Annotated in this window: 24 protein-coding genes and 2 rRNA genes; 25 read left to right on the top strand and 1 reads right to left on the bottom strand. The window is 39.7% G+C overall.

The window, feature by feature from the left end; translation table 11 throughout:
• From rrf to BMY70_RS30425, 23 genes are all read left to right on the top strand, one after another.
• A 5S ribosomal RNA gene (gene rrf / locus BMY70_RS30535) occupies positions 1-87 on the top strand; the annotation flags it as partial.
• 298 nt (positions 88-385) lie between these two features.
• Complete coding sequence (locus BMY70_RS30530) at positions 386-1807, top strand: anthranilate synthase component I family protein (protein WP_090342563.1); 1422 nt, start codon at positions 386-388, stop codon at positions 1805-1807.
• 6 nt (positions 1808-1813) lie between these two features.
• Positions 1814-2203, top strand: a complete 390-nt coding sequence (locus BMY70_RS30525; protein ID WP_090342560.1) for a tautomerase family protein — start codon at positions 1814-1816, stop codon at positions 2201-2203.
• Positions 2204-2251: 48 nt separating this feature from the next.
• On the top strand, positions 2252-2818 hold the full coding sequence (locus BMY70_RS30520) for an anthranilate synthase component II (RefSeq protein ID WP_090342556.1): 567 nt from the start codon (positions 2252-2254) through the stop codon (positions 2816-2818).
• A gap of 53 nt (positions 2819-2871) precedes the next feature.
• Entirely contained in the window at positions 2872-3858 is a 987-nt protein-coding gene (trpD, locus tag BMY70_RS30515; protein ID WP_090342552.1) for an anthranilate phosphoribosyltransferase, read from the top strand.
• Positions 3855-4445: a Uma2 family endonuclease gene (locus BMY70_RS30510; RefSeq protein ID WP_090342548.1), complete on the top strand. Its 591-nt coding sequence runs from the start codon at positions 3855-3857 to the stop codon at positions 4443-4445. The genes trpD and BMY70_RS30510 overlap by 4 nt, the downstream gene beginning before the upstream one ends.
• Positions 4446-4449: 4 nt before the next feature.
• Positions 4450-5190 (top strand): carboxylesterase family protein, encoded by a 741-nt coding sequence (locus tag BMY70_RS30505; RefSeq protein ID WP_090342543.1) that lies wholly within the window; start codon positions 4450-4452, stop codon positions 5188-5190.
• Positions 5187-6005, top strand: coding sequence for an indole-3-glycerol phosphate synthase TrpC (gene trpC / locus BMY70_RS30500; RefSeq protein ID WP_090342539.1), 819 nt, complete (start codon positions 5187-5189; stop codon positions 6003-6005). The genes BMY70_RS30505 and trpC overlap by 4 nt, the downstream gene beginning before the upstream one ends.
• Complete coding sequence (locus tag BMY70_RS30495; RefSeq protein ID WP_090342535.1) at positions 6002-6652, top strand: phosphoribosylanthranilate isomerase; 651 nt, start codon at positions 6002-6004, stop codon at positions 6650-6652. The genes trpC and BMY70_RS30495 overlap by 4 nt, the downstream gene beginning before the upstream one ends.
• 4 nt (positions 6653-6656) lie before the next feature.
• Positions 6657-7856 (top strand): tryptophan synthase subunit beta, encoded by a 1200-nt coding sequence (gene trpB / locus BMY70_RS30490; RefSeq protein ID WP_090342531.1) that lies wholly within the window; start codon positions 6657-6659, stop codon positions 7854-7856.
• A gap of 88 nt (positions 7857-7944) precedes the next feature.
• Positions 7945-8145 (top strand): hypothetical protein, encoded by a 201-nt coding sequence (locus BMY70_RS30485; RefSeq protein ID WP_090342527.1) that lies wholly within the window; start codon positions 7945-7947, stop codon positions 8143-8145.
• 60 nt (positions 8146-8205) lie between these two features.
• On the top strand, positions 8206-8835 hold the full coding sequence (locus tag BMY70_RS30480) for a DUF488 domain-containing protein (RefSeq protein WP_090342524.1): 630 nt from the start codon (positions 8206-8208) through the stop codon (positions 8833-8835).
• Positions 8832-9272, top strand: a complete 441-nt coding sequence (locus tag BMY70_RS30475; RefSeq protein WP_090342521.1) for a DUF488 domain-containing protein — start codon at positions 8832-8834, stop codon at positions 9270-9272. The genes BMY70_RS30480 and BMY70_RS30475 overlap by 4 nt, the downstream gene beginning before the upstream one ends.
• A gap of 10 nt (positions 9273-9282) precedes the next feature.
• On the top strand, positions 9283-9939 hold the full coding sequence (locus BMY70_RS30470) for a dual OB domain-containing protein (RefSeq protein WP_090342519.1): 657 nt from the start codon (positions 9283-9285) through the stop codon (positions 9937-9939).
• A gap of 63 nt (positions 9940-10002) precedes the next feature.
• Positions 10003-10395: a Dabb family protein gene (locus BMY70_RS30465; protein WP_090342517.1), complete on the top strand. Its 393-nt coding sequence runs from the start codon at positions 10003-10005 to the stop codon at positions 10393-10395.
• A complete protein-coding gene (gene trpA, locus BMY70_RS30460; protein WP_090342513.1) occupies positions 10392-11204 on the top strand; it encodes a tryptophan synthase subunit alpha in 813 nt (270 codons plus the stop codon). The genes BMY70_RS30465 and trpA overlap by 4 nt, the downstream gene beginning before the upstream one ends.
• 75 nt (positions 11205-11279) lie before the next feature.
• Positions 11280-12023: a hypothetical protein gene (locus tag BMY70_RS30455; RefSeq protein ID WP_090342509.1), complete on the top strand. Its 744-nt coding sequence runs from the start codon at positions 11280-11282 to the stop codon at positions 12021-12023.
• A 138-nt stretch (positions 12024-12161) separates the two neighbouring features.
• Entirely contained in the window at positions 12162-15485 is a 3324-nt protein-coding gene (locus BMY70_RS30450) for a DUF4175 family protein (protein ID WP_090342574.1), read from the top strand.
• A 208-nt stretch (positions 15486-15693) separates the two neighbouring features.
• Positions 15694-16107 carry an rRNA maturation RNase YbeY gene (ybeY, locus tag BMY70_RS30445; protein ID WP_090342505.1) on the top strand — a complete coding sequence of 138 codons (414 nt, stop codon included), beginning with the start codon at positions 15694-15696 and terminating at the stop codon, positions 16105-16107.
• 75 nt (positions 16108-16182) lie between these two features.
• Complete coding sequence (gene mnmG / locus BMY70_RS30440) at positions 16183-18045, top strand: tRNA uridine-5-carboxymethylaminomethyl(34) synthesis enzyme MnmG (RefSeq protein ID WP_090342501.1); 1863 nt, start codon at positions 16183-16185, stop codon at positions 18043-18045.
• Positions 18046-18948 carry a class I SAM-dependent methyltransferase gene (locus BMY70_RS30435; protein WP_090342497.1) on the top strand — a complete coding sequence of 301 codons (903 nt, stop codon included), beginning with the start codon at positions 18046-18048 and terminating at the stop codon, positions 18946-18948.
• A 72-nt stretch (positions 18949-19020) separates the two neighbouring features.
• Entirely contained in the window at positions 19021-20631 is a 1611-nt protein-coding gene (locus BMY70_RS30430; RefSeq protein WP_090342493.1) for an Ig-like domain-containing domain, read from the top strand.
• Between the two features lie 434 nt (positions 20632-21065).
• Entirely contained in the window at positions 21066-22880 is a 1815-nt protein-coding gene (locus BMY70_RS30425; RefSeq protein ID WP_229209838.1) for a tetratricopeptide repeat protein, read from the top strand.
• Positions 22881-23016: 136 nt separating this feature from the next.
• On the opposite strand, the gene thrC is transcribed toward BMY70_RS30425, so the two are convergent.
• Positions 23017-24324, bottom strand: coding sequence for a threonine synthase (gene thrC, locus BMY70_RS30420; protein ID WP_090342489.1), 1308 nt, complete (start codon positions 24322-24324; stop codon positions 23017-23019).
• Between the two features lie 275 nt (positions 24325-24599).
• Between thrC and pruA the strand changes: the two genes are divergently transcribed.
• The gene (gene pruA, locus BMY70_RS30415; protein ID WP_090342484.1) at positions 24600-26234 is read left to right on the top strand and encodes an L-glutamate gamma-semialdehyde dehydrogenase; all 1635 of its coding nucleotides are present in this window, start codon (positions 24600-24602) and stop codon (positions 26232-26234) included.
• Between the two features lie 254 nt (positions 26235-26488).
• A 16S ribosomal RNA gene (locus BMY70_RS30410) occupies positions 26489-26695 on the top strand; the annotation flags it as partial.

The raw sequence follows: 26695 nt of genomic DNA, 5'->3' as shown, positions 1-26695 counted from the left end.
ACCTCTTCCCATCCCGAACAGAGAAGTTAAGCCCGGAACCGCCGATGATACTTGGGTCAAACCTGGTAAAGTAGGTAGCCGCCACAATACCATTAATTTCAATCCCATCTTCATAGGAGATGGGATTTTTTGCGTTTTAGAAACTTTATTTTATGTAACTATTGCAAGACTCATTTCCTTTTTAATATCTTTGTATAGACTAAAATTTGTCGAAATCAAATATGACAATTACTTCAAATATTACATGGTGGTGGCGTGCACGTCTTAATAAGATGGACGAGTAAGCTCTATTGTGTAGTATAAGATATCTAATATACTTTCCAAGCGGCTAGCTGTTCATCTGACAGCTAGCCGCTTTTTTGTTATATCTATTCCAACCGAAAATATGTCTTCTTTAACCAAAACTTACTCTATTACGACCCGGCATAAGAAATTGCTGGCAGATACGCTAACCCCTGTTTCTATTTATCTGAAACTTCGGGACCGTTTTGTTAATACGATTCTTCTTGAAAGTTCGGACTATCACGGAAATGAAAACTCATTCACCTATATCTGTTGCGACCCTGTCTCTTCTTTCAAACTAAATAAGGATATTGTTACCCAGAAATATCCGGACGGAACAATCGATACATTTACGCTAGAAAAGCGTAAAGACGCCGTACAAGCTTTATACGGCTATGCACAGAGCTTTATTTCCGAGAAAAGCGGATTTCCATTTATCACAAATGGATTGTTCGGTCATATGACCTACGACGCTGTAACCTATTTCGAAGACATAGAAATTCAGCCGACCAGTGTGGAAACGGAAATCGACCAGATCTTTTACCAGGTCTACCGTTATGTCATTGCCATTAATCATTTCAAAAATGAACTATACATTTTTGAACATCAATACGGCGAAACAAATGACGAGAGCGGACTGGATATGATTGAAGGATTGATCAAAAACAGGAATTTCCCAAAATACGATTTCCATATTACGTCAGAAGAAACTTCGAATGTAACAGATGACGAAATGAGAGGTGTGATCCGGAAAGGAATTGACCATTGTTTACGAGGCGATGTATTCCAAATCGTCCCGTCTCGTCGTTTCAGCAGAGACTTTCAAGGCGACGAATTCAACGTCTACCGCGCCCTACGTTCGATTAATCCATCTCCGTATCTTTTCTATTTTGACTACGGTAATTATAAAATTTTTGGTTCTTCTCCTGAAAAGCAAATATTCATTAAAAATGGCCAAGCTGAAATTCATCCGATTGCGGGTACTTTCAGAAGAACCGGAGACGATCAGGCCGACGCCGAGGCTGCGCAACAACTGCTTAATGATCCAAAAGAGACTGCTGAACACGTCATGCTTGTCGATCTGGCAAGGAATGATTTAAGTCGTAGCTGTGATGCTGTTAAGGTTACAAATTACAAGGAAGTTCAATATTATTCTCACGTCATTCACCTTGTTTCCAAAGTAGTGGGAAAGATGAATGAAGGCGTAAATCCCTTACAGCTGGTGGCTGATACATTCCCAGCCGGGACGCTCTCCGGAGCTCCGAAGCACAACGCTATGAAGCTGATTGATCAGATGGAAACCAGCAATCGCAGTATTTACGGAGGCGCAATCGGGTTTATGGATTTTAACGGCGATTTCAACCATGCCATCGCTATCCGTACCTTTTTGAGTAAGGATAACACGTTGTTTTACCGTGCAGGAATGGGCGTCGTGGCCAAGTCAAATGTGGAAAGTGAGTTGCAGGAAATTAATAGCAAGCTGGCCGCGTTACGTAAAGCAATTGACGTAGCTGAAACAATCTGATAAGATATGGGACAGGTTAAGATTTATGGAATACGGGAACATTTGATTCCAATACGGGATAAAGTTTCTGATGTTTTGCACGCATGCATTGTCGATGCTTTCAAATATCCTGAAAATAAACGAATACATCGTTTTTTTTACCTGGATGATGAAGATTTTTTCTATCCTCAGGAGAGAAGTAATCAGTATACAATTATTGAAATTTCGCTCTTTGAGGGACGTTCTGTTGAGTCGAAGAAATATCTGTATCAATTAATTTTTAATCGGTTCGAGCATGAACTGGGCATTACTGCAAATAATGTGGAAATCACGTTAACAGAAACTCCCCTCCACAATTGGGCGATTCGTGGAAAATCGGGAGACGAATTGGTATTAGATTATAAAGTTTCCGTATGAAATACTTAGCAACCTCAAAAAACTTTACCCAAAATTATATCTCTGAAAATGAAAATTCTTGTTTTAGATAATTACGATTCATTTACCTACAACCTGGTTTACATTCTTCGTGAACTGCATGGCGAGGTAGATATATACCGCAACGATAAAATTACACTTGAAGAAGTATATCAATACGACAAAATTCTTCTTTCTCCCGGCCCCGGAATTCCTTCCGAAGCTGGAATTATGCAGGATCTTATCCGCCAATATGGACCAACGAAAAGTATTTTAGGAATTTGTCTTGGCCATCAGGCGATCGGCGAAGTCTATGGCGCCAGTCTTGAAAATATGACTGATGTATTGCACGGGATCAGTGATAAAGCGATTGTGACCGATTCCACAGACCGTATTTTTCAGGGCCTGCCGTCAGAAATTCAGGTCGGGAGGTACCATTCCTGGACGGTTGTTCCTGAGACGTTTACCGATGATCTGACGATAACTGCACTGGACGAAGCAGGTCGTGTTATGGCCCTTTCGCATAAAACATTTGATGTGAAAGGGGTTCAATTTCATCCGGAATCGGTTTTGACAGATCACGGAAAAGCAATGTTACAAAACTGGTTAAACCTGTAATCTTTCTTAACTTTTTTCAATAAAGGCGTAGCGCCATCTATGGATTTAATAGCATGAAAAACATTCTCGGACATTTATTTGAATACAAAGTATTAAGTAAAGAACAAGCCAAAGAAATTCTGATCGGCATCAGCTCCGGCCAGTATTCTAATTCAGAAATAGCATCTTTCCTTACAATTTACGCCATGAGAAGTATAACAGTCGAAGAACTGGAAGGCTTCCGCGATGCAATGCTGGAAATGTGTCTGAGGGTTGATCTATCCGCTTTTGATCCCATAGATGTCTGCGGAACTGGCGGTGACGGAAAGGACACTTTTAATATTTCAACCCTTTCGTGCTTTGTCGTTGCAGGCACAGGACAGCGTGTCGCCAAACACGGGAATCACGGCGTGTCATCGATGTGCGGCTCCTCAACCGTCCTTGAATTTCTGGGAGCAAAATTTACAAATGATAAATCTATTCTTGAACGACAGATTGACGAAGCTGGTGTATGCTTTTTACACGCGCCGCTTTTTCATCCTGCAATGAAAAACGTTGCTCCTGTTCGTAGAGAATTAGGTATAAAAACCTTCTTTAATATGCTGGGGCCTATGGTAAATCCTGCGTCACCAGGAAAGCAATTGGTTGGTGTTTTCAGTCTTGAATTAGCACGACTTTTTGCTTATCTTTACCAACAGACTGATAAACAGTTTCTGGTTGTTCACGCCCTAGACGGTTACGATGAAGTGTCATTAACAGGTGCATTTAAAATCATAACAGCTCACACAGAGCAAGTGCTGACTCCTTCCCATTTAGGATTGGATACACTGCGCGCCTCCGAACTTTCCGGTGGCGAAACCGTCGAAGCTTCTGCAAAAATTTTCATGAAGGTATTGAACAATGAAGCTACCTCAGCCCAAAAACAAGCTGTTCTGGCGAATTCAGCATTGGCATTACATTGTGCAAATCCTGAGTTGACTTTACTGGATGCTGTTGAAATGGCGCGTGAATCATTAGAGAGTAAAAAGGCTCTGCAAAGCTTTAAAAAACTGACAGCATGATAACAAGCCTGGATCAACTTGACTTGAATGGTACTTACAGCTACGCAGACTACCTTAAATGGGAGTTTGAAGAGTGCGTGGAGTTGATCAAAGGGAAAATATTCAAAATGTCGCCGGCACTAGCCAGAAGACACCAGAGGATTTCCGGTATTTTTCTCAAAAGGCTGTTTAATTTTCTTGACAATAAAACTTGCCAGGTATATCATGCTCCATTTGACGTTCGTCTTACGCCAAGAAAAAGTGAAACCACAAATAAAATATACACAGTAGCACAGCCCGACATTTGTATAATCTGTGATTCTTCCAAACTGGACGAAAAAGGTTGTATTGGTGCACCAGATGGGATTATTGAAATTCTTTATCCGGGTAATTCCCAGGTAGAAATGAAAAATAAATTTGAAGTATATGAAGAAAATGGAGTGCAGGAATACTGGCTTGCAGAGCCAACTACTGATACCATTTTTGTTTATATTTTAAACGACGAAGGAAAATATATTGGCTTGCATCCAATTACTACGGCCGATGTTATCACCAGTGCTGTTTTCCCTGATTTCAAACTAAACGTTGCCGATATTTTCAAAGATTAAAAAGATGATCAGACGTTTTTGGACCATTTGTTTATATGCACTTTTAAGTATCTGCTTGTTTTCAAAAACAAGTGCAAAAAACATCGGCTCTGATCAAACTGAAAATAGCTTAAAAGATCAAAAGAAATATAACTACCTGCTTTATCTTCCAAAGGAGTATGATGTGGTAAAAAAGAAGTATCCGCTGATTATCTATCTCCACGGTAGCTCTCAACGGGGAAATGACATAAATAAACTCAAAGCATACGGACCTCCTCAACTTGTGCAGCAGGGACGAAACTTTGACTTCATTATTGCTTCACCGCAATGCCCCGCAGGTGTCAGAAATTGGTCTGCCGAAAACTGGTTTGAAACGATGTTTGCTGAACTCAATTCCAAATACGAAATTGATCCGGAAAGGATTTATTTGACGGGCGTAAGTATGGGCGGCGGCGGGACCTTCGATCTTGCTAAAAAATATCCGGATAAATTCGCCGCCCTCGTGCCTTTGTGTGCCTGGGACAGCGATGTTACAAATCTTTGCAACATCCGTCATATACCAACCTGGACATTTCATGGAAAACAAGATGAAGTTGTACCTGTCTCAGAAACAGAAGAGAAAGTAAAAAAACTGCGAAACTGCAAAGGAAATATTGAATTGACAGTACTGGAAAACGATGGACATGGTATCCAGTGGCTTTACGAAAAACAAGATACCTATGACATCTATAACTGGATGTTGAAGCACAAAAGGAGAGCTAAATGAATATATTAGAAAAAATTGTTGCGCGTAAAAAAGTCGAAGTTGAGTTATCAAAAAAGATAAAAAGCATCGCTGATCTCGAAAAAGAGGAATTATTTGACCGTACGTCGGTTTCTCTGTCAGATGTTTTAAAGAGTACCTCAGCTCCTCGTATTATCTCTGAATTCAAAAGAAAGTCTCCTTCGAAAGGGATTATTAATGGTAACGTATTACCAGAAATCGTTACTGCTGATTATGTTTCAGCAGGTGCAGCGGCGCTTTCTGTGTTAACTGATATTGATTTCTTTGGCGGATCTTTTGATGATTTTCTAAGAGCCCGTAAAGCAAATCCCAATATCCCAATGCTGCGAAAAGATTTCATTGTGGACGAATACCAGCTTTTTGAAGCTAAATCTATAGGTGCCGATATAATTCTTTTAATCGCTGCCTGCCTTGAACCATCTGAAATAAAGTCACTTAGCCAAAAAGCTCACGACCTTGGGCTGGAAGTTCTTTTAGAAGTTCATAATTCAGAAGAGCTGGCACAAAGTTTGTGCGATACAGTTGACATAGTGGGTGTAAATAACCGGAACCTCAAAACCTTTGAGACTTCCATTCAGACTTCCATCGAATTAAGTGCGCAAATTCCTGATTCATTCGTTAAGATATCTGAAAGCGGACTGAGCGATGCCGAAACTATTTTCGAGCTATTCGCCTATGGTTATAAAGGATTTTTGATTGGAGAAACATTCATGAAAACAGACAACCCGGGAGCAGCGCTGGTAGCACTGCAAAATAATTTATCACAAATTGGTAACAGTAACCCTCACGTTATATGAAAGTTAAAGTTTGCGGAATGCGCCAGAAAGGCAACATTGAAGAATTGATAGCATTGCAGCCAAATTTTATCGGATTTATATTTTCCGAAAAATCACCTCGTTTCGTGGGGAATGACCTGGACGCAGATTTTGTTAAAAGCATACCAAACTCCATCAAGAAAGTCGGGGTGTTTGTGAATGCAAGTCCGGGTTATATTCTGGATACTGTTAAGAAATATGATCTCCAATATGCACAGCTTCATGGAAATGAATTGCCGGACATGTGCCGCAGCATTCGCCAGAAAGGTGTAAATATTATCAAGGCTTTTTCAATTCACGATCAGTTTAACTTTGCTATGCTGAACAATTACAAATCGTACTGCGATATGTTTTTGTTTGATACAAAAGGAGATAATCCAGGCGGAAACGGCAAAGCATTTGACTGGAGCCTGTTAAAGAAATATGATAATGAAAAACCGTTTTTTCTCAGCGGAGGGGTCGGTTTGGAAAATATAGATGATGTAATCGCATTGTCTAAAACTTTACCTATTTACGGAATTGATGTAAATAGCATGTTTGAAACTGAACCAGGCGTAAAAGATATTTCAAAATTAAAAGTGCTTTTCGATAAGGTAAGGGTAAAAAAAGAGGAACAGGCAGAAGCATAAACTTATGGAAACAGTACAGGAAAAAAATTCTTACCAGGCAAGCAGCCAGGGATACTACGGAACATTTGGCGGTGCATTTATTCCGGAAATGTTATATCCAAATGTGGAAGAACTGCGTGAAAATTATCTTCAGATCATTTCAGCACCTTCTTTTAAAAAGGAATATGACGACTTACTCAAAAACTATGTAGGTCGCCCAACGCCACTTTATCGCGCAAACCGTCTTTCGGAAAAATATGGAACGAATATATTTCTGAAAAGAGAAGACCTTTGCCATACCGGAGCGCATAAAGTAAATAATACGATAGGACAGATTTTACTGGCTCAGAAGCTTGGAAAAAAACGCGTTGTAGCGGAAACAGGCGCAGGACAGCACGGTGTGGCTACGGCTACGGTTTGTGCACTGATGAACATTGAATGTATCGTTTATATGGGTGAGCTGGATATTGAACGTCAGGCTCCGAACGTTGCCCGCATGAAAATGCTGGGAGCGGAAGTGAGACCAGCTACCTGTGGGTCCAGAACGCTGAAAGATGCAACCAATGAAGCCATGCGTCACTGGATTAATAACCCTGTTGATACGCATTATATCATCGGTTCTGTGGTTGGACCGCATCCGTACCCGGATATGGTCGCTCGTTTTCAATCTGTTATTTCAGAAGAAATCAAATGGCAGTTAAAAGAACAGACTGGAAAAGAAAATCCTGACTATGTTATTGCCTGTGTGGGTGGAGGAAGTAACGCGGCTGGCGCATTTTATCATTATCTCGACGATCTTGACACAAAATTGGTGGCTGTTGAAGCGGCGGGCCAGGGCATCAGTTCAGGACATTCGGCAGCGACTACAGCTTTGGGCACACCGGGAGTTTTGCATGGCAGCCGTACAATATTGATGCAAACGGAAGACGGGCAGGTTGTAGAACCTTTTTCAATTTCTGCAGGTCTTGACTATCCCGGAATCGGTCCTCAGCATGCTTATCTTTATGAAAGCGGCAGAGGCACTTTTTTATCTGCCACAGACGAAGAAGCAGTTGCAGCAGCCTTTGAGCTTACCCGTATGGAAGGCATCATTCCTGCACTGGAATCTTCGCATGCACTGGCAGTGTTGAACAAATTAGGAGCTACGGCAAATGAAACGGTGGTTATTAACCTTTCCGGCCGTGGCGATAAGGATATGGCAACTTATATGAAATATATCAACTGATCAGCTGCTGGTTATTAGGCAAGGAGACGCCCTCAAAAGCTAGATTCTAAAAGCTGATAACCAGCAGCGATTTTAAACATGATTCACGATGGCAACACTAGCATTACCAGAAGTTTTTGAGATGCGTCTAAAAGTACAGGAACTTGAAAAGAAAGTGAATTCAGGTGAACTGTCTTTATTTGAAAGATGCGAAATAGAGGATGAAATTCTTGAGTTAAAGGAACAATTAGGCGAGTTTGACCGTGTTAAATTTAACGATGAAGGTGAATGTTTAAATTGCTCAGCATAAAATAACTTGATACTCAACGCAATCATGATCGTATTGTAAATCATTACATTTGATTGTATAATGAACACACGCACACTATTTACCATTGGCCATTCCAGCCATCCGCCAGAATATTTCCTGGAATTGCTTAAACATTACCAGATCACTTGCCTCATCGACGTCAGGAGCGTTGCGGCAAGTGCCTACAATCCCCAATTCAATAAAGAGCCATTAGCTGCTTTTTTGAAAAATAATGGTATTAATTATCAGCATTTTCCCAGGGAATTTGGAGCCAGACATACCGATCCCGAACTCCTTGACCCAGAAGGAAAAGTAGAATTTGAAAAGGTCAGGAACTCAACTCTTTTCAAGGATGGAATTCAAAAATTAATCCAGGGTCTCGAAAAAGGTTTCACAATCTCACTGATGTGCTCAGAAGCTGAGCCACTTGAGTGCCACCGTTTTTCGATGATTTCCTTAGCTTTGGCGCAACACGGTTTTGAAATAAATCATATTCTCAAAGACAAAACGTTCGCTTCAAACGCCCAGCTTGAAAAAGCGATTTTAAAAAAATTCTATAAAAAATTACCCGTTCCGACTGTTTTTGATCCTGATGTTACGATTCAGGATCAGATCAATGCTGCCTATCGTTTAAAAAATCAGGAGATCGCTTTTTCTCCATACACACACAATTCAGAAGAAAATTTATGATTCATCTATTTACGATTGGTTTTACCAAAAAACCAGCGGAAACATTCTTTAAGCTTTTAAAGGATTCAGGTGTCAAACAAATAGTAGATACGCGAATCAATAATGTTTCCCAACTTTCAGGTTTTGCAAAAGGATCTGATCTCCAATTTTTCGCCAGGGAAATTGGAAATATTTCATACGACCATAACCTTGATTTCGCCCCGACAAAGGAGCTGTTATCCTTATACCGGACAAAGAAATTAACCTGGAATGACTACGAAACGGAATATCTGAACTTGCTCGATATTCGTAAAATCGCACAAAAAATCAACGTCGAAAATCTTCACCAACATTGCCTGTTATGCAGCGAGCATAAACCTGACAAATGCCACCGCAGGTTGCTTGCTGAATATTTGAAGCAGGTAAGAAATGATATCAAAATTACGCACCTGATCTAATCACGGTCACGTGACAATTCGTTTTGTCTGTTTAGCCAATTCTGTGAAGGAAGGGGGAAGGTGCCTGGCTGGCATCGAGCTAAACAAAAACAATGAACCGCTCATTGGAAAAAATGGCCCGAAATGGATACGACCTATATGCAAAACCCAGCATGGTAAAATTTATACACATTGGGTGACCCATATTAAATTGCTGGATATTGTTGAGATAGAATCAACCGGTTTTCCCGGTAAACCATCTTATCAATCAGAAAATATTTTTTTTAAAGACGAAGATTTAAAAGTTGTCGGAAGGTTTGATCGGAATGAATTAAGCAATTTGTGTGATAACCGGTATTACATTTTTGGCAATTGGGGAAAGGCACTTTCAACAGATGAAATTGTGTTTCTGGACTACTCTCTGGTGCTTATACATGTCAGTCAGTTTCAGGTAACAGAAAGGATTAATCCTGATGATCCTGGGAAGAAAAAGATCCGGTTACAGTTTTCTTATCATGAGACAAATTATGATTTTCCTGTAACGGATCCCGTTTTTTTACAACTTTACGGCAGCAATCCTGCTATTTTGGAGATTATCAGCAGCTTGTATTTATGCGTTTCGATAGGTATAAATTTCAATGGCTGGTATTATAAACTCGTGGCGGGAATTGTTACCGTTCCATCCTAATCCGGATTATTAATTATAAATTGCTTTAGTTTTAATTAAACCTAAATAATAAACCTATTCAAAATGAAATACATTTCTTTATTTTTGGCCGGTTTTCTACTTTTTGGAACAATCGCTTACGCAAATTCGGACAAAAAACCTGCCGCTAAAAAAATGCTACGTCACGCCGTATTGTTTAAATTTAAAGACTCAGCCACACCGGCGCAAGTAAAAGAAGTTGAAGATGCATTCCGCAAACTTCCTTCAAAAGTAAAAGAAGTGAAAGGTTTTGAATGGGGAACAAATAACAGCCCGGAAGGACTTAACCAAGGTTTTACACACATGTTTTTCGTATCATTTGACAGCGAGGAAGGACGCGCGGCCTACCTTCCTCATCCGGAACACAAGGCCTTTGTGAAAGTTTTGGAGCCGCATTTAGACAAAGTTTTAGTAATTGATTACTGGACACAGGAATGAATAGAATAGTTGATCTTTTTAATACAAAACCAACAAGCCAGCCAGGAGAAGGACTGTTGAACGTTTATTTCACAGCAGGTTTCCCTGAACTGAACGATACCAGAAAAGTCCTGAACGCTTTACAGGAAGGCGGTGCAGATCTGGTAGAAATTGGAATGCCATACTCGGATCCGGTTGCTGATGGTGAAACGATTCAAAAAAGCAACGAAAGAGCTTTAGAAAACGGTATGACCGTAAAGCTTCTTTTTGATCAGTTACAGGATATGCGCAAAACGCTTACCATTCCTGTTTTGCTAATGGGCTATATTAATCCGGTTATGCAGTTTGGCATAGAAAATTTTTGCAAAAGGTGCGCCGAAGTTGGCGTTGACGGACTCATACTTCCTGATATGCCGATGGATGTTTATCTGAACGAGTACAAATCTATTTTCGATTCATACGGAATTCTGAATATTTTTCTTGTTACTCCCCAGACATCAGAATCGCGTATCAGACAGATTGACGAGGCAAGTGAAGGTTTTATTTACACTGTTTCCTCTGCCAGCGTTACCGGATCAAAAAGTGGCGTCAGCACAGATATGGAGTCATATTTCAACCGTATCAACGCGATGAATTTGAAAAATCCACGTTTAATTGGTTTTGGTATCAAAGACAATGCGACCTATGCTAAGGCATGTAATTATGCCCAGGGCGCCATTATCGGAAGTGCATTTATTCGCGTCTTAGAAGAAACGAAAGACCTGGAAAACGATGTTCGTCATTTTGTTCAGCAAATAAAAAATCCAGCTTCGGTAACATTAGACGCCTGATTTTATTAAACATTGGCATCAATTTTTTAACAGACAATCCTGCAAACGGGTTGTTTGTTTTTTTGTTTTGAGCCTATGAAAACTTGTTCCAACTTTATCATACTCATAATATTCACCTGCGTATTCACACCTGCAAGCGCACAGTTTAAAGTTGATCTGGAAGGTGGCGTTATTCCCAATACAAAATATAACCGGGTCCGAATCCCCGCCAATGGCGGTACTCAGGTAAATTTATCTGACGAACTTAATAGTAAAACCAAGGTCTTTTACAGGATCAGGCTTGGATATACTTTCGCGAAGAGGCATAACATTTTACTTCTTTATGCCCCCCAGACGCTTAAATACAACGGGAGTTTTAACCGGAACATTGATTTTAACGGTCAGAATTTTACTGCTGGTTCTCCTGTTGATGTTTATTATAAATTTAATTCTTACCGCCTTACTTACCGCTACAATTTCATCGAGCAGGGACGCTGGCAGGTGGGTGCAGGTTTAACAGCAAAAATTCGTGATGCGGATGTCCGCTTCAAAAACGAAATTACCGACACGCATTATGATAATGTCGGGTTTGTCCCCATCGTCAACTTTTATGCATGCTACAAACCGAATTATCACTGGTCGTTTTTGGTCGAGGGAGATGCTCTGGCCGCAAAACAGGGACGGGCAGAAGATATTTTTGCCGGCACCAGCTATCAGATCAATTCTTCGTTAGGCGTAAAACTGGGTTATCGTGTACTTGAAGGAGGTGCGGATAATGACAAAATTTATAATTTCAACTGGGTAAATTATATCAGCGCCGGAATTTTGCTTTCACTTTGAAATCTTTCAAAATAGCATAAAAAAGATTATATTAGTCCGCTCTATGGTCGGCGGAGGAAATCGTACTTTTTGCTTTGTTAAATCGTTACCATAGTAATCAATACAATCCCAAATCCTATGGCGGCTTTTACACCAGTGATGGAAGGACTTCTCCTTCGTATTCAGGAATACCGGCAAAAGTATTATCAAAATCAGCTTTTGAAAGGAATCATCTTTTCGGCGGCGTTGCTTCTGAGCGTATATCTTATTTTCAATACACTTGAATATTTCGGTCGTTTCAGTTCTGGCGTTCGGGGAACGTTATTCTTCGGTTTCTTGGCCGTTCTGATGTTTTCATTCTTCCAGTGGGTAATTCAGCCATTGATACATTTATTCGGTCTGAGAAGACCGATTTCGGATGAGGACGCCGCTTTACAAATCGGGCAGTATTTTCCGGAAGTAGGAGACAAGCTTTTGAACACATTACAACTCCGAAATCTTTCAGGAACGCAATCTGATCTTATTGAAGCAAGTATCCGCCAGAAATCCGGACAGCTGTTAATCGTTAAATTTTCAGATGCGATACGCTTCAACGAAAATAAAAAATGGATCAAATATGCCATTTATCCACTGGCGGCAATTGGCGTTATTTTACTTTTTAACCCCTCATTTTTCACTTCAAGCTCCGACCGGATTATCCATTTCCAGAAAAACTATGCTTATGCGCCATTTTCATTTGTACTGGAAAATAAAAATTTAAAGGCATTTCGTAATGAGGATTTCACTTTGAAACTAACGCTTAAAGGTGATGCTTTGCCAAAAGATGTTTATCTGGTGCAAAATGGAACACGTTTTAAATTAAATCAGGAGGGTAATCAGCATTATTCTTACGTTTTTAAAAATATTCAGCGCGAGGCCGCTTTTTCATTTGAGGCTGCCGGATTTCTTTCAGATGAATATAAAGTTACTGTAATTGAACGACCTTCGTTGCTATCTTTTGACGTAAATCTGCATTATCCGGCTTATCTGCATAAACCATCAGAGGGACTAAATAACGTTGGAAATTTATCAATCCCGGAGGGCACAACGGTTGAATGGAATTTTAATACATCGTCCACCAAATCTTTGGCAATCCGCTTTGAAAACGATTCACTTTTATATAAAGCATCGGAAAATGATGATGAAGGATTTCAGGTTACAAAGCGTTCTGTTCGCCGTTCAGGGCAGTATCAGATTCAATTGAAAAATGATGAAGCGGCCAACTCCGACAAAATTGGCTATTATATCAATGTGATTCCAGACAAGGTTCCGGTGATGTCTCTGGAAAATTTCCAGGATACAACGATGTATAATTATTTGGTTGTGGGAGGTTCGATCAGTGATGATTATGGGTTTTCACAGCTAAAATTATTCTATTCTGTACAACGGGAAAACGAGAAAAAAGGGGCCGCTCCGAAAGCTATTGCAATTCCTTTCAACAAAACCGTCAACACACAGAGTTTTTACTTTCAGTGGTACGTCGACAGCCTCAAGCTGGCTCCGGGAGACAAGATCGAATATTTTGCTCAGGTTTGGGATAACGATGGCGTCAATGGCCCAAAAAGTGCCCGTTCGCGCTCAATTCAATTTACGGTTCCTTCGAAAGATCAACTTGAAGCTGAAATACGTAAGTCGGAGCAGAATACTGAAAATCAGATCGAGTCGGCAATGAAAAAAGCACAAAGTCTTGAAAAAGATCTTACTGCTTTGGATGATCGTCTGAAAAGTAACAAAGAACTTGACTTTAAGGAAAAAAAACAGATTGAAGAAGTTCTGAAAAAACGTGAGGAACTGATGAAAGAACTTCAGTCGTTGCAGGAAAAGAACCAGGCAATGAATGAAAAATCCAAACAATTTAGCCAGCAGAGTCCTGAACTTCAGCAAAAACTGGATCAACTTCAGAAACTGATGAAGGAGTTATTGGATAATGATACGGATAAGCTCTATAAGGAATTGCAAAAACTTCTTGACCAAAAGAAAAGCGAACGCATGTCTAATACGCTCGATAAACTAAAAAACAAAGAGCATAATCTGGAAAAGGAGCTGGAACGTACTATGAAGCTTTTCAAACAGATGCAGATGGAGCAGAAGATGGAAAATCTGGTTGACAAGCTTGATAAGCTCGCTGATAAAGAAGAACAGTTAGCGGACAAATCCCAGCAGAACGATAAGAACAAAAATTCGGAAGAGAAGAAAGGGAAGAATGAAGATTTAAAAAAAGAGCAGGAAAAAATTCAGGAGGAGTTCGAAAAAGCTAAGGAAAATACAAAGGAGATTGAGGAAATGAGCAAGGAGCTTGAACAGCCGATTGATCCTAAGGAGGAAGAGCAAAAAAACGCCTCTGAGCAGATGAAAGAAAGCAAGGAACAACTTGATAAGCAGCAGAATTCAAAGGCTTCTCAGGCTCAGAAAAAAGCGGCTAAATCAATGAGGGAAATGTCTAAGTCAATGGCAGAAGCCATGGAAGCACAAGAGGCCGAACAGATGCAGGAAGATATGGATGCGTTACGGGATATCCTTGAAAATTTGATCACGCTGTCTTTTGATCAGGAAAAACTGATGAAAGATTTTAGAGGAGTCAATTTGCAGGATCCGCGTTTTGTAAAACTTGGTCAACAGCAATTAAAATTAAAAGATGACGCGAAAGTTGTTGAGGATAGTCTTTATGCGCTTGCAAGTCGTGTTGTTCAGATTCAATCGTTTATAACACGGGAATTAAACGATATGAAACAGTATATGGACGAAAGTGTCAAAAGCATTAAGGACAGAAATATAAATCTGGCGACTTCGAAGCAGCAGTTCTCGATGACTTCCATGAACAACCTTGCTCTGATGTTAAGTGATGTTTTCAAACAAATGCAGCAGCAAATGGCGATGGCAATGCCTGGACAAGGAAAGGGTAAAAAAGGCAAACAAAAGGGTGAACAGCCTGGAATGGGTGAAATGCAGGAAAAGCTGAACGGAAAAATAAAGCAGCTGGGATCCGGAAAAGAGGGACAGGGCAATTCTTCTGAGCAACTTGCGAGAATGGCAGCAGAGCAGGCCATGATACGCAAGATGGTAGAAGCCATGAAGGATGCTCAGAAAGGCACAGAAGCTGGTAAAATGTTCGGTGAGGAGCTTCAAGACATTATTGACAAGATGGACGAAAATGAGACCGACCTTGTGAACAAACGCGTCACGCCTGAGCTTATGAAAAGAAATCAGGAAATAACGACGCGGTTACTTGAATCCGAAAAAGCAATGAAAGAACAAGATGAGGACGAGCAGCGCAAGGCACAAACGGCTAAGCAAACACCTCGTCAGCCACCTGCTGCTTTTGAAAAATATATTCAGGAAAAGGAAAAGCAAACCGAACTTCTTCGGACCATTCCGCCTACTTTCTCACCTTTCTACAAACGAGAGGTTGATACTTACTTCCGCAAATACCAGGCAAAGAACTGATTAACGCTACAGTTTGTTAGTATTTAACCTGTTTTTGAGATTCATGCAGATTCTTAAAATAGGTTAAATACGGCTTGAAATCAACCGTTAATTAAATCGTAATTAGATACTTACTACCTTTACGCCAAATTTCCTTTTCGATTTCCTTGAAAATCGTATTGATTTTTGATATAACTCATTATAATACAGCTATTTCCGAATTAACAATATGCTTAAATTCTTCTCAGAGGAGATTGATTTCAAACTTCCGTTTCAACAAAAAACATCCAAGTGGATTAAAACAGTCTCAATATCAGAGGGTTATGAAATAGGTGATTTGAATTACATTTTTTGCTCGGATGATTATCTCCTGGAGATCAACAAACAGTATCTTGATCACGACTATTATACGGATATTATAACCTTTGACAACAGCGAGGAGGAGGGAAAAATCGAAGGTGATATCTACGTCAGTGTTGATCGCGTAAAAGAGAATGCTATTGACTTTGGAGTAGATGTTGAGACTGAAATGCGTCGTGTTTTGATACATGGGCTCTTACACTTAATGGATTACACCGATACCAGTGAAGAATTAAAAGCTCAGATGCGAGCTAAGGAAGACGAGTGTCTTTTAATATATTAAATATTTCCACGTGGAACATTTTTGAAAAATTTCTAAAAATGCACGTTTCACAACAATTGAGAAAAACTTAAAAATATGTTTCAAGAATATGATGTAATCGTAGTAGGAGCCGGCCACGCCGGTTGCGAGGCAGCCGCCGCAGCCGCAACGATGGGCTCCTCCGTTTTACTCATTACAATGAATATGCACACCATAGCGCAGATGTCCTGCAACCCGGCCATGGGTGGTGTTGCCAAAGGCCAAATTGTGAGAGAGATAGATGCGCTCGGAGGTCAGTCAGGGATTGTGAGCGACAAGACTATGATACAGTTCCGTATGTTGAACTTGTCGAAGGGCCCTGCTATGTGGAGTCCCCGTTGCCAAAGTGACCGGATGATGTTTGCCCATGAGTGGAGATCCATTTTAGAAAACAACCCAAACGTTGATTTCTGGCAAGACACAGTTAAGGAAATTCTGCTTGATGGCAATCAGGTGAAGGGAGTCAAGACAAGTCTTGGAATTGAAATCAAATCCAAGTCCGTCGTGCTTACCAATGGAACCTTCCTGAATGGTCTCATCCATATCGGTGAGAAAAATTTTGGCGGCGGACGAACCGGAGAGAAAGCTGCAACTGGCATTACAGAACAATTGATTACACTTGGCTTCGAAGCTGGACGGATGAAAACCGGAACCCCGCCTCGAGTTGATGGAAGGTCTTTGGATTACTCAAAAATGGAAGAGCAACCTGGTGACGAAAACCCGGCTAAGTTTTCATATAAGGATACCGAAAAATTAGCAAAGCAACGAAGCTGTTGGATTACTTACACCAATAATGAAGTGCATGAAATATTAAGAACAGGATTTGAAAAATCTCCAATGTTCTCTGGTCGGATAAAAGGGCTAGGTCCAAGATATTGTCCATCTGTAGAAGACAAGATCAATCGTTTTGCCGATAAGGATCGTCACCAGATTTTCGTAGAGCCGGAAGGGTGGGACACAGTGGAGGTGTACGTAAATGGTTTCTCAACATCGTTACCTGAAGATGTTCAATACGCTGCGCTTAAAAAAATCCCTGGATTTGAAAATGTAAAAATGTTCAGACCGGGTTATGCCATCGAGTATGATTATTTTCCTCCTACTCAATTGAAGTCCACACTTGAGACGCACAGAATAAAAAATCTTTTCTTTGCCGGACAGATCAATGGAACAACCGGATACGAAGAAGCAGCATGCCAGGGATTGATGGCAGGTATAAATGCGCACAGAAATGTCAATTCATTAGCACCTTTTGTGCTCAAAAGATCAGAAGCATATATCGGCGTTTTAATTGACGATCTTATTAATAAGGGTACAGAAGAGCCGTACAGAATGTTCACTTCTCGTGCCGAGTATCGGACCTTACTTCGCCAGGATAATGCCGACATTCGACTTACCGAAAAAGGTTTCGAAATCGGGTTGGCAGATCAGGAGCGTCTTGACAACGTTCGGAAAAAAGTTCAGCAGGTTGAAGAGATTATCACTGAATTCAACGGCCACAAACTCTACCCTGAAGAAATCAATGAAGCACTGGAAGAATCAGGGTCTGCGCCTATCCGGGAAAAAACTTCGGTAACGCAATTGCTAAAGCGCCCGCAGGTTTCGATTGACAAAATTTCCAAGGCTAGTCCAGTCATCTCTTCGCTCCTCGAGAAGTATGGAGAAGATACAATCAAACAGGCGGAAATTCATGTTAAATACGACAGCTATATCGAAAAAGAAAAGTTACTCGTAGAAAAAATGAACCGTCTCGAGGACCTGAATATTATAGAAAATTTCAACTATGATGTGGTCACTTCTCTCTCGTTTGAAGGACGCGAAAAACTCAAAAGAACGAGGCCTTCAACAATCGGTCAGGCATCCAGAATCAGTGGTGTCAGTCCATCGGATATTTCGGTGCTCATGTTATTTATAGGAAGATAAATGTCTTTAGAAACTTTAAGCCAGTGCCCGGTTTGCAACAGTACCAGCTTCAGCAACTATCTGAATGTTGACGACTATACTGTTTCCAAAAAGGAATTTACAATCCAGCAGTGTAACACATGTTACTTCCTTTTCACAAATCCACGTCCGGATATTAATTCGATTGGGGCTTATTACCAATCTGAAGAATACATTTCGCATCACGACGATTCAAAAGGACTGATGAGCAAGGTGTATACCTCCGTTCGAAATTATACAATAGGGAAAAAGATTGAATTGATGCAAACGCTCTTTCCCAAGAAAGGGAAGCTACTGGATATCGGATGTGGAACCGGTAATTTTCTCCAGGCTGCAAAGCAGGCTGGATGGCAGACTTTTGGTACAGAGCCCGATGATGAAGCCAGAAAAGTAGCATCAAAACGAGCTAGATCAAGCATTTTTGAATCTATTTATGAGCAAGAATTGCAAGGGAAAAAGTTTGACATAATCTCACTCTGGCATGTACTTGAACACGTTCATTTATTAAATGAAACAGTTGAATGGCTTGCAAAACATCTCAGTGACGATGGAAAAATCATTATAGCCGTTCCCAATCCGCAGTCTGCCGATGCTGTCAGATATGGCCGCTTCTGGGCTGCTTACGATGTGCCAAGACACCTTTACCATTTTACAAAAGCTTCTATGGCATTGCTTGCAAAAAAGCATCAGTTGAGGATAGATACCATACATCCTATGTGGTTTGACTCTTTTTATGTGAGCATGCTCAGCACAAAATATAAGGGTAAAAAGATAAATCTTTTTGACAGCGTAAAAACAGGTTTGACATCAAATTTGAAGGGTAATTCAAGCTCTCCAGAGAATCTTAATACGTCAAGCTTGATCTATGTCATTTCTAAAATTTAATCGACCGTAAAACCTATAAAAGCCCTCAATACATTCTCAAGTATTGAGGGCTTTTGTTTAAAATTTTAAACTATGTTCAAGAAGTATTTTTTGCCGATAATTTGTCTCATTTTACTCACAAAGTGTGCTCAACAGGTAGCACCGACAGGTGGTAAAAAAGATATAATTCCACCCAATTTAATCGAAAGCGATCCGCCAAACCGCACGTTAAATTTTACTGGAAACAAGATATCCTTATTCTTTGATGAGTATGTGGTTATTGACAATATCACACAAAAACTAATTATCACTCCCGAAGCGGATAACCCCTACAACTTTAAGCAAAAAGGTACCTCGATTGAATTAAATTTTAAGAAACAATTCGAAGACAGTACCACATATACCTTGAATTTTGGCGATGCAATAAAGGACTATGCTGAGAAAAATCCCGCCAAAAATCTTAAGCTCGTTTTTAGTACAGGAAGTTCGTTAGACTCAGGAAGAGTATATGGAACCATAAAGGACATGCGCTCTAATAAACCAATTTTTGATGCACTCGTGGGTCTGTATCCAATTAGTGATACGCTAAATATCGTGAAACAAAAACCCTTTTATTTTTCAAGGACAGATAGCAGCGGTCATTTCAGTATTGAAAATGCTCAGATAAAAGACTACCGATTATTTGCAATTGATGACAAAAACCGAAATCTCCTTTACAATGCAAAAGATGAAAGAATAGGTTTTTTACCTCAACCTGTCAACGCCGGCTCAGACTCATTGAACTATGACGTTTCACTATTTTTATCGGACAACACGCCTTTCAGGGTCCAGAGAACCATCCCAAAAGTTAATAACTATACTGTTGTATTTAATAAGGGAATAGAAAAAGTCGACGTAAATTTTATGAATAAAGATACGCTTCCTTACATAGTAGAAAACAATCAGCAGCTAAAATTCTTCAATATCCAACCGCATCCAGACACAACATACATTCGAATGACTGTGACAGATTCTTTGGGAACCTCTGCGCAAGACACGATAAAAGTTTCATTTCTGCAGCAGCGTGGGAAGGACAGACAGAAAGATCCATTTACTATGACTTCAATTCCCGCCCAAAATAAACCGCTATCCAAAATCTTCGACTACGAACTTCAATTAAGCAAACCTGTAAGCTTTATTGATGACAAAAGTATTCAGCTAATCAGCGACAGCCTAACGAAGGAGCCGTTGAGTAATTTTAAATGGAGCTGGAACAAATACCACAATCAGATAAAAATAAGCGCTAAATCGACGGCTAAGGACAGTATAAAATGGGATATACCAAAGGGTAGTCTAATCAGTATTGAAGGCGATACGCTCGCAAAAATGCTGATTAAACACAAAGTATTAAACGAAGAGGATTACGGTTTGTTAAGAGGCTCCGTTAATGGTGCAGACACTACTCACATTATTGTAGAATTAGTCGACCAGGACTATAAAATTCTTCAGTCACTTTACACAACACCTTTCACATTTCGAAATATCCCTCAAGGAAATTATTTTCTACGACTAATCATTGACGCCAATAATAACCGCAGATGGGACACAGGTTTGCCCAGTGAAAACCGCCAGCCAGAAAAAATCTATTATTTCCCAGACAAACTTCTCATCAAAGCGAATTTTGAAATTAATGACACCAATTTTGACTTGTCCACAGTCAGGTAGTAAAAAATTCTTATACACTTAGTGTGGATAACTATGTGAATAACTCGAAAAATCTGTGGGTAAATACCAAAATTTTGTTAACAATTATGTGGATAACCCGGTATTTATGTGGATAAAAATCAAGTTTCAATTCTAAAGTGTATAATCCACATCTAAAATGAAGTTAACACTACGTTAATACACTTTAGAGAATGTGCATAACTTTTGTAGCATAGTAGAAGGAGTTACCAACATCAAGATGTCTATAAATAATTTCTTACCTTGTGACTCAACAACTTAATTGTGGACAAATTTAAAAACTCCAGTGGATAAACCCTAACAGTTATCCACAATTTGTGGATAACTGTGTTAATCTACAGTGGAAAAGATAGTTATAGACATATCCACAGTGCTAGAGAATGATAATAACTAAAAAAGAAATTTTTTTATCTATTATGAAAAAGGGTTTTAGTTGTTTATTGATCTATATATTTCTTTCCGGGGCGGGGTCGGCGGCCCGGGCGCAAAGCGAGAAAGAAATGGCTGAAGAATACTTCAAAAAGGATGATTGTCCGAAAGCGCTGACCTATTATACCGCGCTGCTGAAAACCGGATATGAAAAGGCCTATCTGAAGAATTATACCAGCTGTGTTATAAAAACGAAAAGCTGGAATGAAGGCGAACAATTCTTCAAAAAGCAGATAAAGAACGATGCTTTCAATTCAGCATGGTACTATATGTCTTGGGCAACTATGTTGAATGGCCAGGGAAAGGCTCAGGAAGCAGAGAAAAAGAATGAACAAGCATTGAGTGCTTCTGGATTAAGGATTGATCTGAAGCGAGATATGGCCGAAGAATTCCGTTCTACCGGGCAGCCAGAATGGGCGAAAAATGCGCTTATGAACGGCCGTGAAATCTCAAAACGTAACGACTTGTTTCAATTAGAACTTGCCAGTGTATATCGGGATTTAAATGATCCTGAAAAAATGATCGATGAACTGCTTTCTTATGGAACGAGGTATCAGAATATCGAGGTAGTCCAAAATATGCTTCAGGATTTTACTAAAGATGAGAAAGAGCAGATCCTTTTGGAAAAAGTCCTTTATGATAAAATCCAAAAGTTTCCCAATGAAGGATTTTATAATGAGCTTTTGATATGGTACCAAATTCAAAAAAAGGATTTTTACAAAGCCTTTATTCAAGAAAGAGCCTTAGACAAGAGATTTAAGCATAATGGAACTCGTCTGTATAATCTTGCCATGCTCGCTTTGCAGAATGAAGATTATGCAAATGCCGGAGCGATCTTCGATCACTTGGTTAAGGAGTACCCCAAGGGCCAGCTTTATCCGGTTGCGCGAAGAATGGCTATCTTTTCCCGAGAGGAGCAGGTTAAAAATACTTATCCCGTACGGAGGGAGGAAGTGCAGAAGCTTTTAGCCCAGTATCAGCAACTTGTAGACGAGTTAGGTGTAAATGTCAAAACTGTTGAAGCACTTCGAAACATGGCAACGCTTAATGCTTTTTATTTGGATGACTTCAAAAAAGCCATCGAAATTATGCAGATTGCTATTGAAGGCGGTAAACAGGAAAAGATGTTTGTCGATAAATGTAAGTTAGATCTCGGTGATATTTATCTTCTGCAAGGAGAGCCTTGGGAGGCCTCACTATTGTATTCTCAGGTTGAGAAATCTCAAAAAGACGATTTGTTGGGTTACGAAGCCAAGCTGCGAAATGCTAAGTTACACTATTATAAAGGCGATTTTGCACTAGCGAAGGAAGTTCTTGATATTTTAAAGAAGGCTACTTCTCGCGAAATTGCCAATGATGCAAATGAACTTGGGCTGCTGATTATGGATAATACGGGTCTGGATAGTAATGAAACAGCCATGAAAGAATATTCAGCTGTCGAACTTTTACTTTTCCAAAATAAAAAATATGAAGCAGTAGATACGTTAAAACATCTTTATGAAAAATATCAAAACCATAGTTTATCTGATGAAATTCTTTGGCTGACTGCGAAGACCTACATGAAACTTGATAGTAACCAACAGGCTATGACAGCGCTGAAATTGTTGTACTCGAAATATAGTGTTGATATTCTTGGTGACGACGCATTGTTTGCGATGGCCAAACTTGATCAGGAGAAATTGAATAATAAGGATGAGGCAATGAAGTTATATCAGGAGCTCATGGAAAAATATCCGGGAAGCATTTATGTCGCTGAGTCTCGGAAACGTTTTCGACTATTGAGGGGTGACGTTGTAAATTAGAAATTTCTATAATGTAAAAAAGGGAGAGCGAAGCCGATTCTAGCTTCGCTCTCCCTTTTTAGAATTAAATATTTGTGAACAAGTATGAAGGTTGATGCTTTTATCAAATTCTCAGGCGGTCAAATCCTGCGTTTCACTAGCTTAACTTACTCAACAAGAATGATTTGAATTCCAAATATGATGGTTTCATTTTTACCGATTCTTTTTCAATTGAAATTAATAATTTCAATCTTTCAGGAATTTCGACTGATTTCCCTAATGTTTCTTCAACAAGGTCAATAAATTTGGCCGGATGAGCTGTCGAAAGAAAAACACCAGTAAAATTTCCCTCTGAATTTTTTCTATATTCTTGAAGTCCGCGGTAGGCTATAGCCGTATGAGGACAAAGTACATAATTGCTATTTTCGAAAACTTCACGCATCGATTCTTGTGTTTCTTCGTCATTGAAAAAATAACCTGAAATTTTTTCTTTCACCAAATTCCAGTCATCTCCGAAAAACCGGACCATTCTTACAAAGTTGCTAGGGTTGCCTACATCCATAGCGTTAGAAATTGTTTCGATCGATGTATGTGGTTCAAAGCTTCCCTGCTCAAGATATCTTGGTACTGAATTGTTCAAATTTGTAGATGCAATAAAATGTTCAACGGGCAAACCCATACGATACGCCAGAAGTCCTGCACTTAAATTTCCGAAGTTTCCGCTTGGTACCGAAAAAACAACTGGCTTGCCAAGTTTTTTGAGTTGAGCATAGGCAGCAAAAAAATAAAAGGACTGGGGGATTAGTCTTGCAATATTAATAGAATTTGCTGAGGCCAAATTAAACTTTTCAGTCAACTCAGAATCTAAAAAAGCTTCTTTTACCAATTTTTGACAATCGTCGAATGTTCCGTCAACTTCTAATGCTGTAACATTATGACCCAGCGTTGTAAGTTGTTTTTCCTGTATCTCGCTTACTTTTCCGCTGGGATATAGTATTGTGACCGAGATTCCAGGTACTTTATAAAATCCCTGTGCTACCGCTCCTCCGGTATCTCCGGATGTGGCAACAAGAATTTGTATTTCCTTTTGAGATTTTACTAAAAAATAAGACATCAACGCAGCCATAAAGCGTGCCCCGAAATCCTTAAATGCCATCGAAGGACCATGAAAAAGCTCTAAAACATAGTCATTCGGTGTTATTTTTAAAACAGGAGCATCGAAATCAAAAGCGCTCTCTATTAATTTTTCAATGTCTTCTCGTGGTATATCATCCCCTAAAAGAGTATTTGTAATTTCAACTGCAATCTCTTTAAATGTCTTATTATCGATTGTATCTAAAAATTCCTGAGAAACTTTTGGAATACTTTCTGGCATGTAGAGACCATTATCTGGCGGCAAACTTCTGAACACGGCTTCTTCAAGCGAGGCTTTTAATGAAGCTGTTTTGGTACTATAAAATATCATTATATATAAAATAAGGTCGCACTGGAAAAGTACAAATTTAGTTAAAATACCTGCGTGTCAGATATTTTGGAAGTGTAATTTTAAGAAAAGTATATAACTTGCCTTGTCAAAACAAGTATTAATTTAACAACTTTGTGATGGTAAGGACATTGCTTTTGAACCTACCTGAGCTAAAAAAGATTATTAAAAAAGAATAGAATATAACGTGGTTCAGACGCGGTATTTTTTACAGAAATTTTAAACATAATTGATTCATTTTCAAATTAATATAATAGATGTCACAAGGACTTTTTAATGTACCAGCTCTAAGAAACGAGCCTGTTAAAAGTTATGCTCCGGGAAGTCCGGAAAGAAGCGAATTGAAAAAGGCGTTGGAAAATGCCAGGTCAAAACAGGTTGAGATTCCTCAGTATATAGGAAGTGAAGAGATATTTTCTCAAAACAAAAAAAGGGTTTCTCCACCTCATGACCATCAGCATACTTTGGGATATTTTCATGAAGGAAATGCTGATGATGTTAAAAAAGCGATTGATTCAGCTTTGGAAGCCCGGAAAACCTGGGCACTTATGCACTGGGAGCAACGCGCGGCTGTATTTCTTAAAGCAGCAGATTTGATTGCCGGTCCATACCGTGCAGAATTGAATGCAGCAACGATGCTGGGACAATCTAAGAACGCTTACCAGGCCGAAATAGATTCTGCCTGTGAGATCATCGATTTTCTTCGTCTGAATGTAAATTTCCTAACAGATATCTATAAGCAGCAACCAGTTTCTTCGGATGGAGTCTGGAACCGTATGGAGTATCGTCCTTTGGAAGGATTTGTTTTTGCCATCACACCTTTCAACTTTACGGCAATTGCTGGAAATCTTCCTGCGGCTCCGGCACTTATGGGTAATGTGGTGTTATGGAAACCTGCATTTACACAAGTTTACGCAGCGAATGTTATTATGAAGGTGTTTAAGGCTGCCGGCCTTCCTGATGGTGTAATTAATATGATCCTGGCTGATGGCCCTGTGGCGGGTGATATTGTTTTCAAACATGCAGATTTCGCCGGAATTCACTTTACAGGTAGTACAAAGGTTTTTCAGACAATCTGGAAAGAGATCGGGGAAAATATTGGAAGTTATAAAACCTTCCCCAGAATTGTTGGAGAGACGGGTGGAAAGGACTTTATGTTGGCGCATAAATCTGCAAATGCGAAGGCCCTGGCGACAGGATTGATACGCGGTGCATTTGAATACCAGGGACAAAAATGTTCGGCAGCTTCGCGCGCTTACATACCTTCTAATTTATGGGAAGAGGTGAAGGGATATATGATGGCGGATCTGGCAGAAATCAAAATGGGGGGCGTTGAAGACTTTGGAAATTTTGTTAATGCTGTAATTGATGAAAAGTCCTTTGATAAAATTGCTTCATATATAGAAGGTGTAAAAAATAATCCTGAGGAAGCTGAAATAGTAGCAGGTGGAACCGTTGATAAGAGCAAAGGCTATTTTATTCAGCCGACAATAATTAAGGCCTCAAAACCGGATTATATTACAATGTGTGACGAAATATTCGGTCCTGTGCTTACTGTATATGTCTATGATGCGGAAAAGTTCGAAGAGATTATCCCAATTGTAGATTCCACATCGCCCTATGCTTTGACTGGTGCTGTGTTTGCTCAGGATCGGTATGCAATTCAATACGCAACTGAACATTTGGTTAATGCTGCGGGTAACTTTTATATCAATGATAAGCCAACGGGGGCGGTTGTGGGTCAGCAGCCGTTTGGTGGTGCCCGGGCTTCCGGTACTAATGATAAAGCTGGATCCGTTTTAAACTTGTTACGCTGGGTTTCTCCACGTGTGATTAAAGAAACACTAGTTTCTCCAGAAAACTACAAATATCCATTCCTTTTAGAGGAATAATTGGATAATTTTTTTGAATAGTTTGAATACTTGAAGAACTTTCAAAAATTTTAAAATATTTCTTGCTGAGTACTTGCGGCAAGAAATATTTTTTCTACCTTTGCAATCCCAATCGCAGACAGCGGAAACGAAAAGTGAGAGTGAAAGTTTGATTGGTACTGTTCTTTGACATGATGAGATAAACTAAAGGAGTAAGAAAAACTCGTTTAAGAAGATTCGGTCCTATTTTATAGATAGAGGCCACAAAAAAATTTACAATGGAGAGTTTGATCCTGGCTCAGGATGAACGCTAGCGGCAGGCTTAATACATGCAAGGCGAGGGGGCAGCAATGTCACCGTCGTACGGGTGCGTAACGCGTATGCAACCTACCTTCAACTGGGGGATAGCCCGGGGAAACCCGGATTAATACCGCATAATACAGGGGTGCCACCTGGTACTATTTGTTAAAGATTTATTGGTT

Source organism: Dyadobacter koreensis (genome assembly GCF_900108855.1).
In the GTDB taxonomy this organism is placed as follows: domain Bacteria; phylum Bacteroidota; class Bacteroidia; order Cytophagales; family Spirosomataceae; genus Dyadobacter; species Dyadobacter koreensis.
Note: the sequence above shows the minus strand (reverse complement) of the source record. Positions and strands in the feature narration are given on the sequence as shown.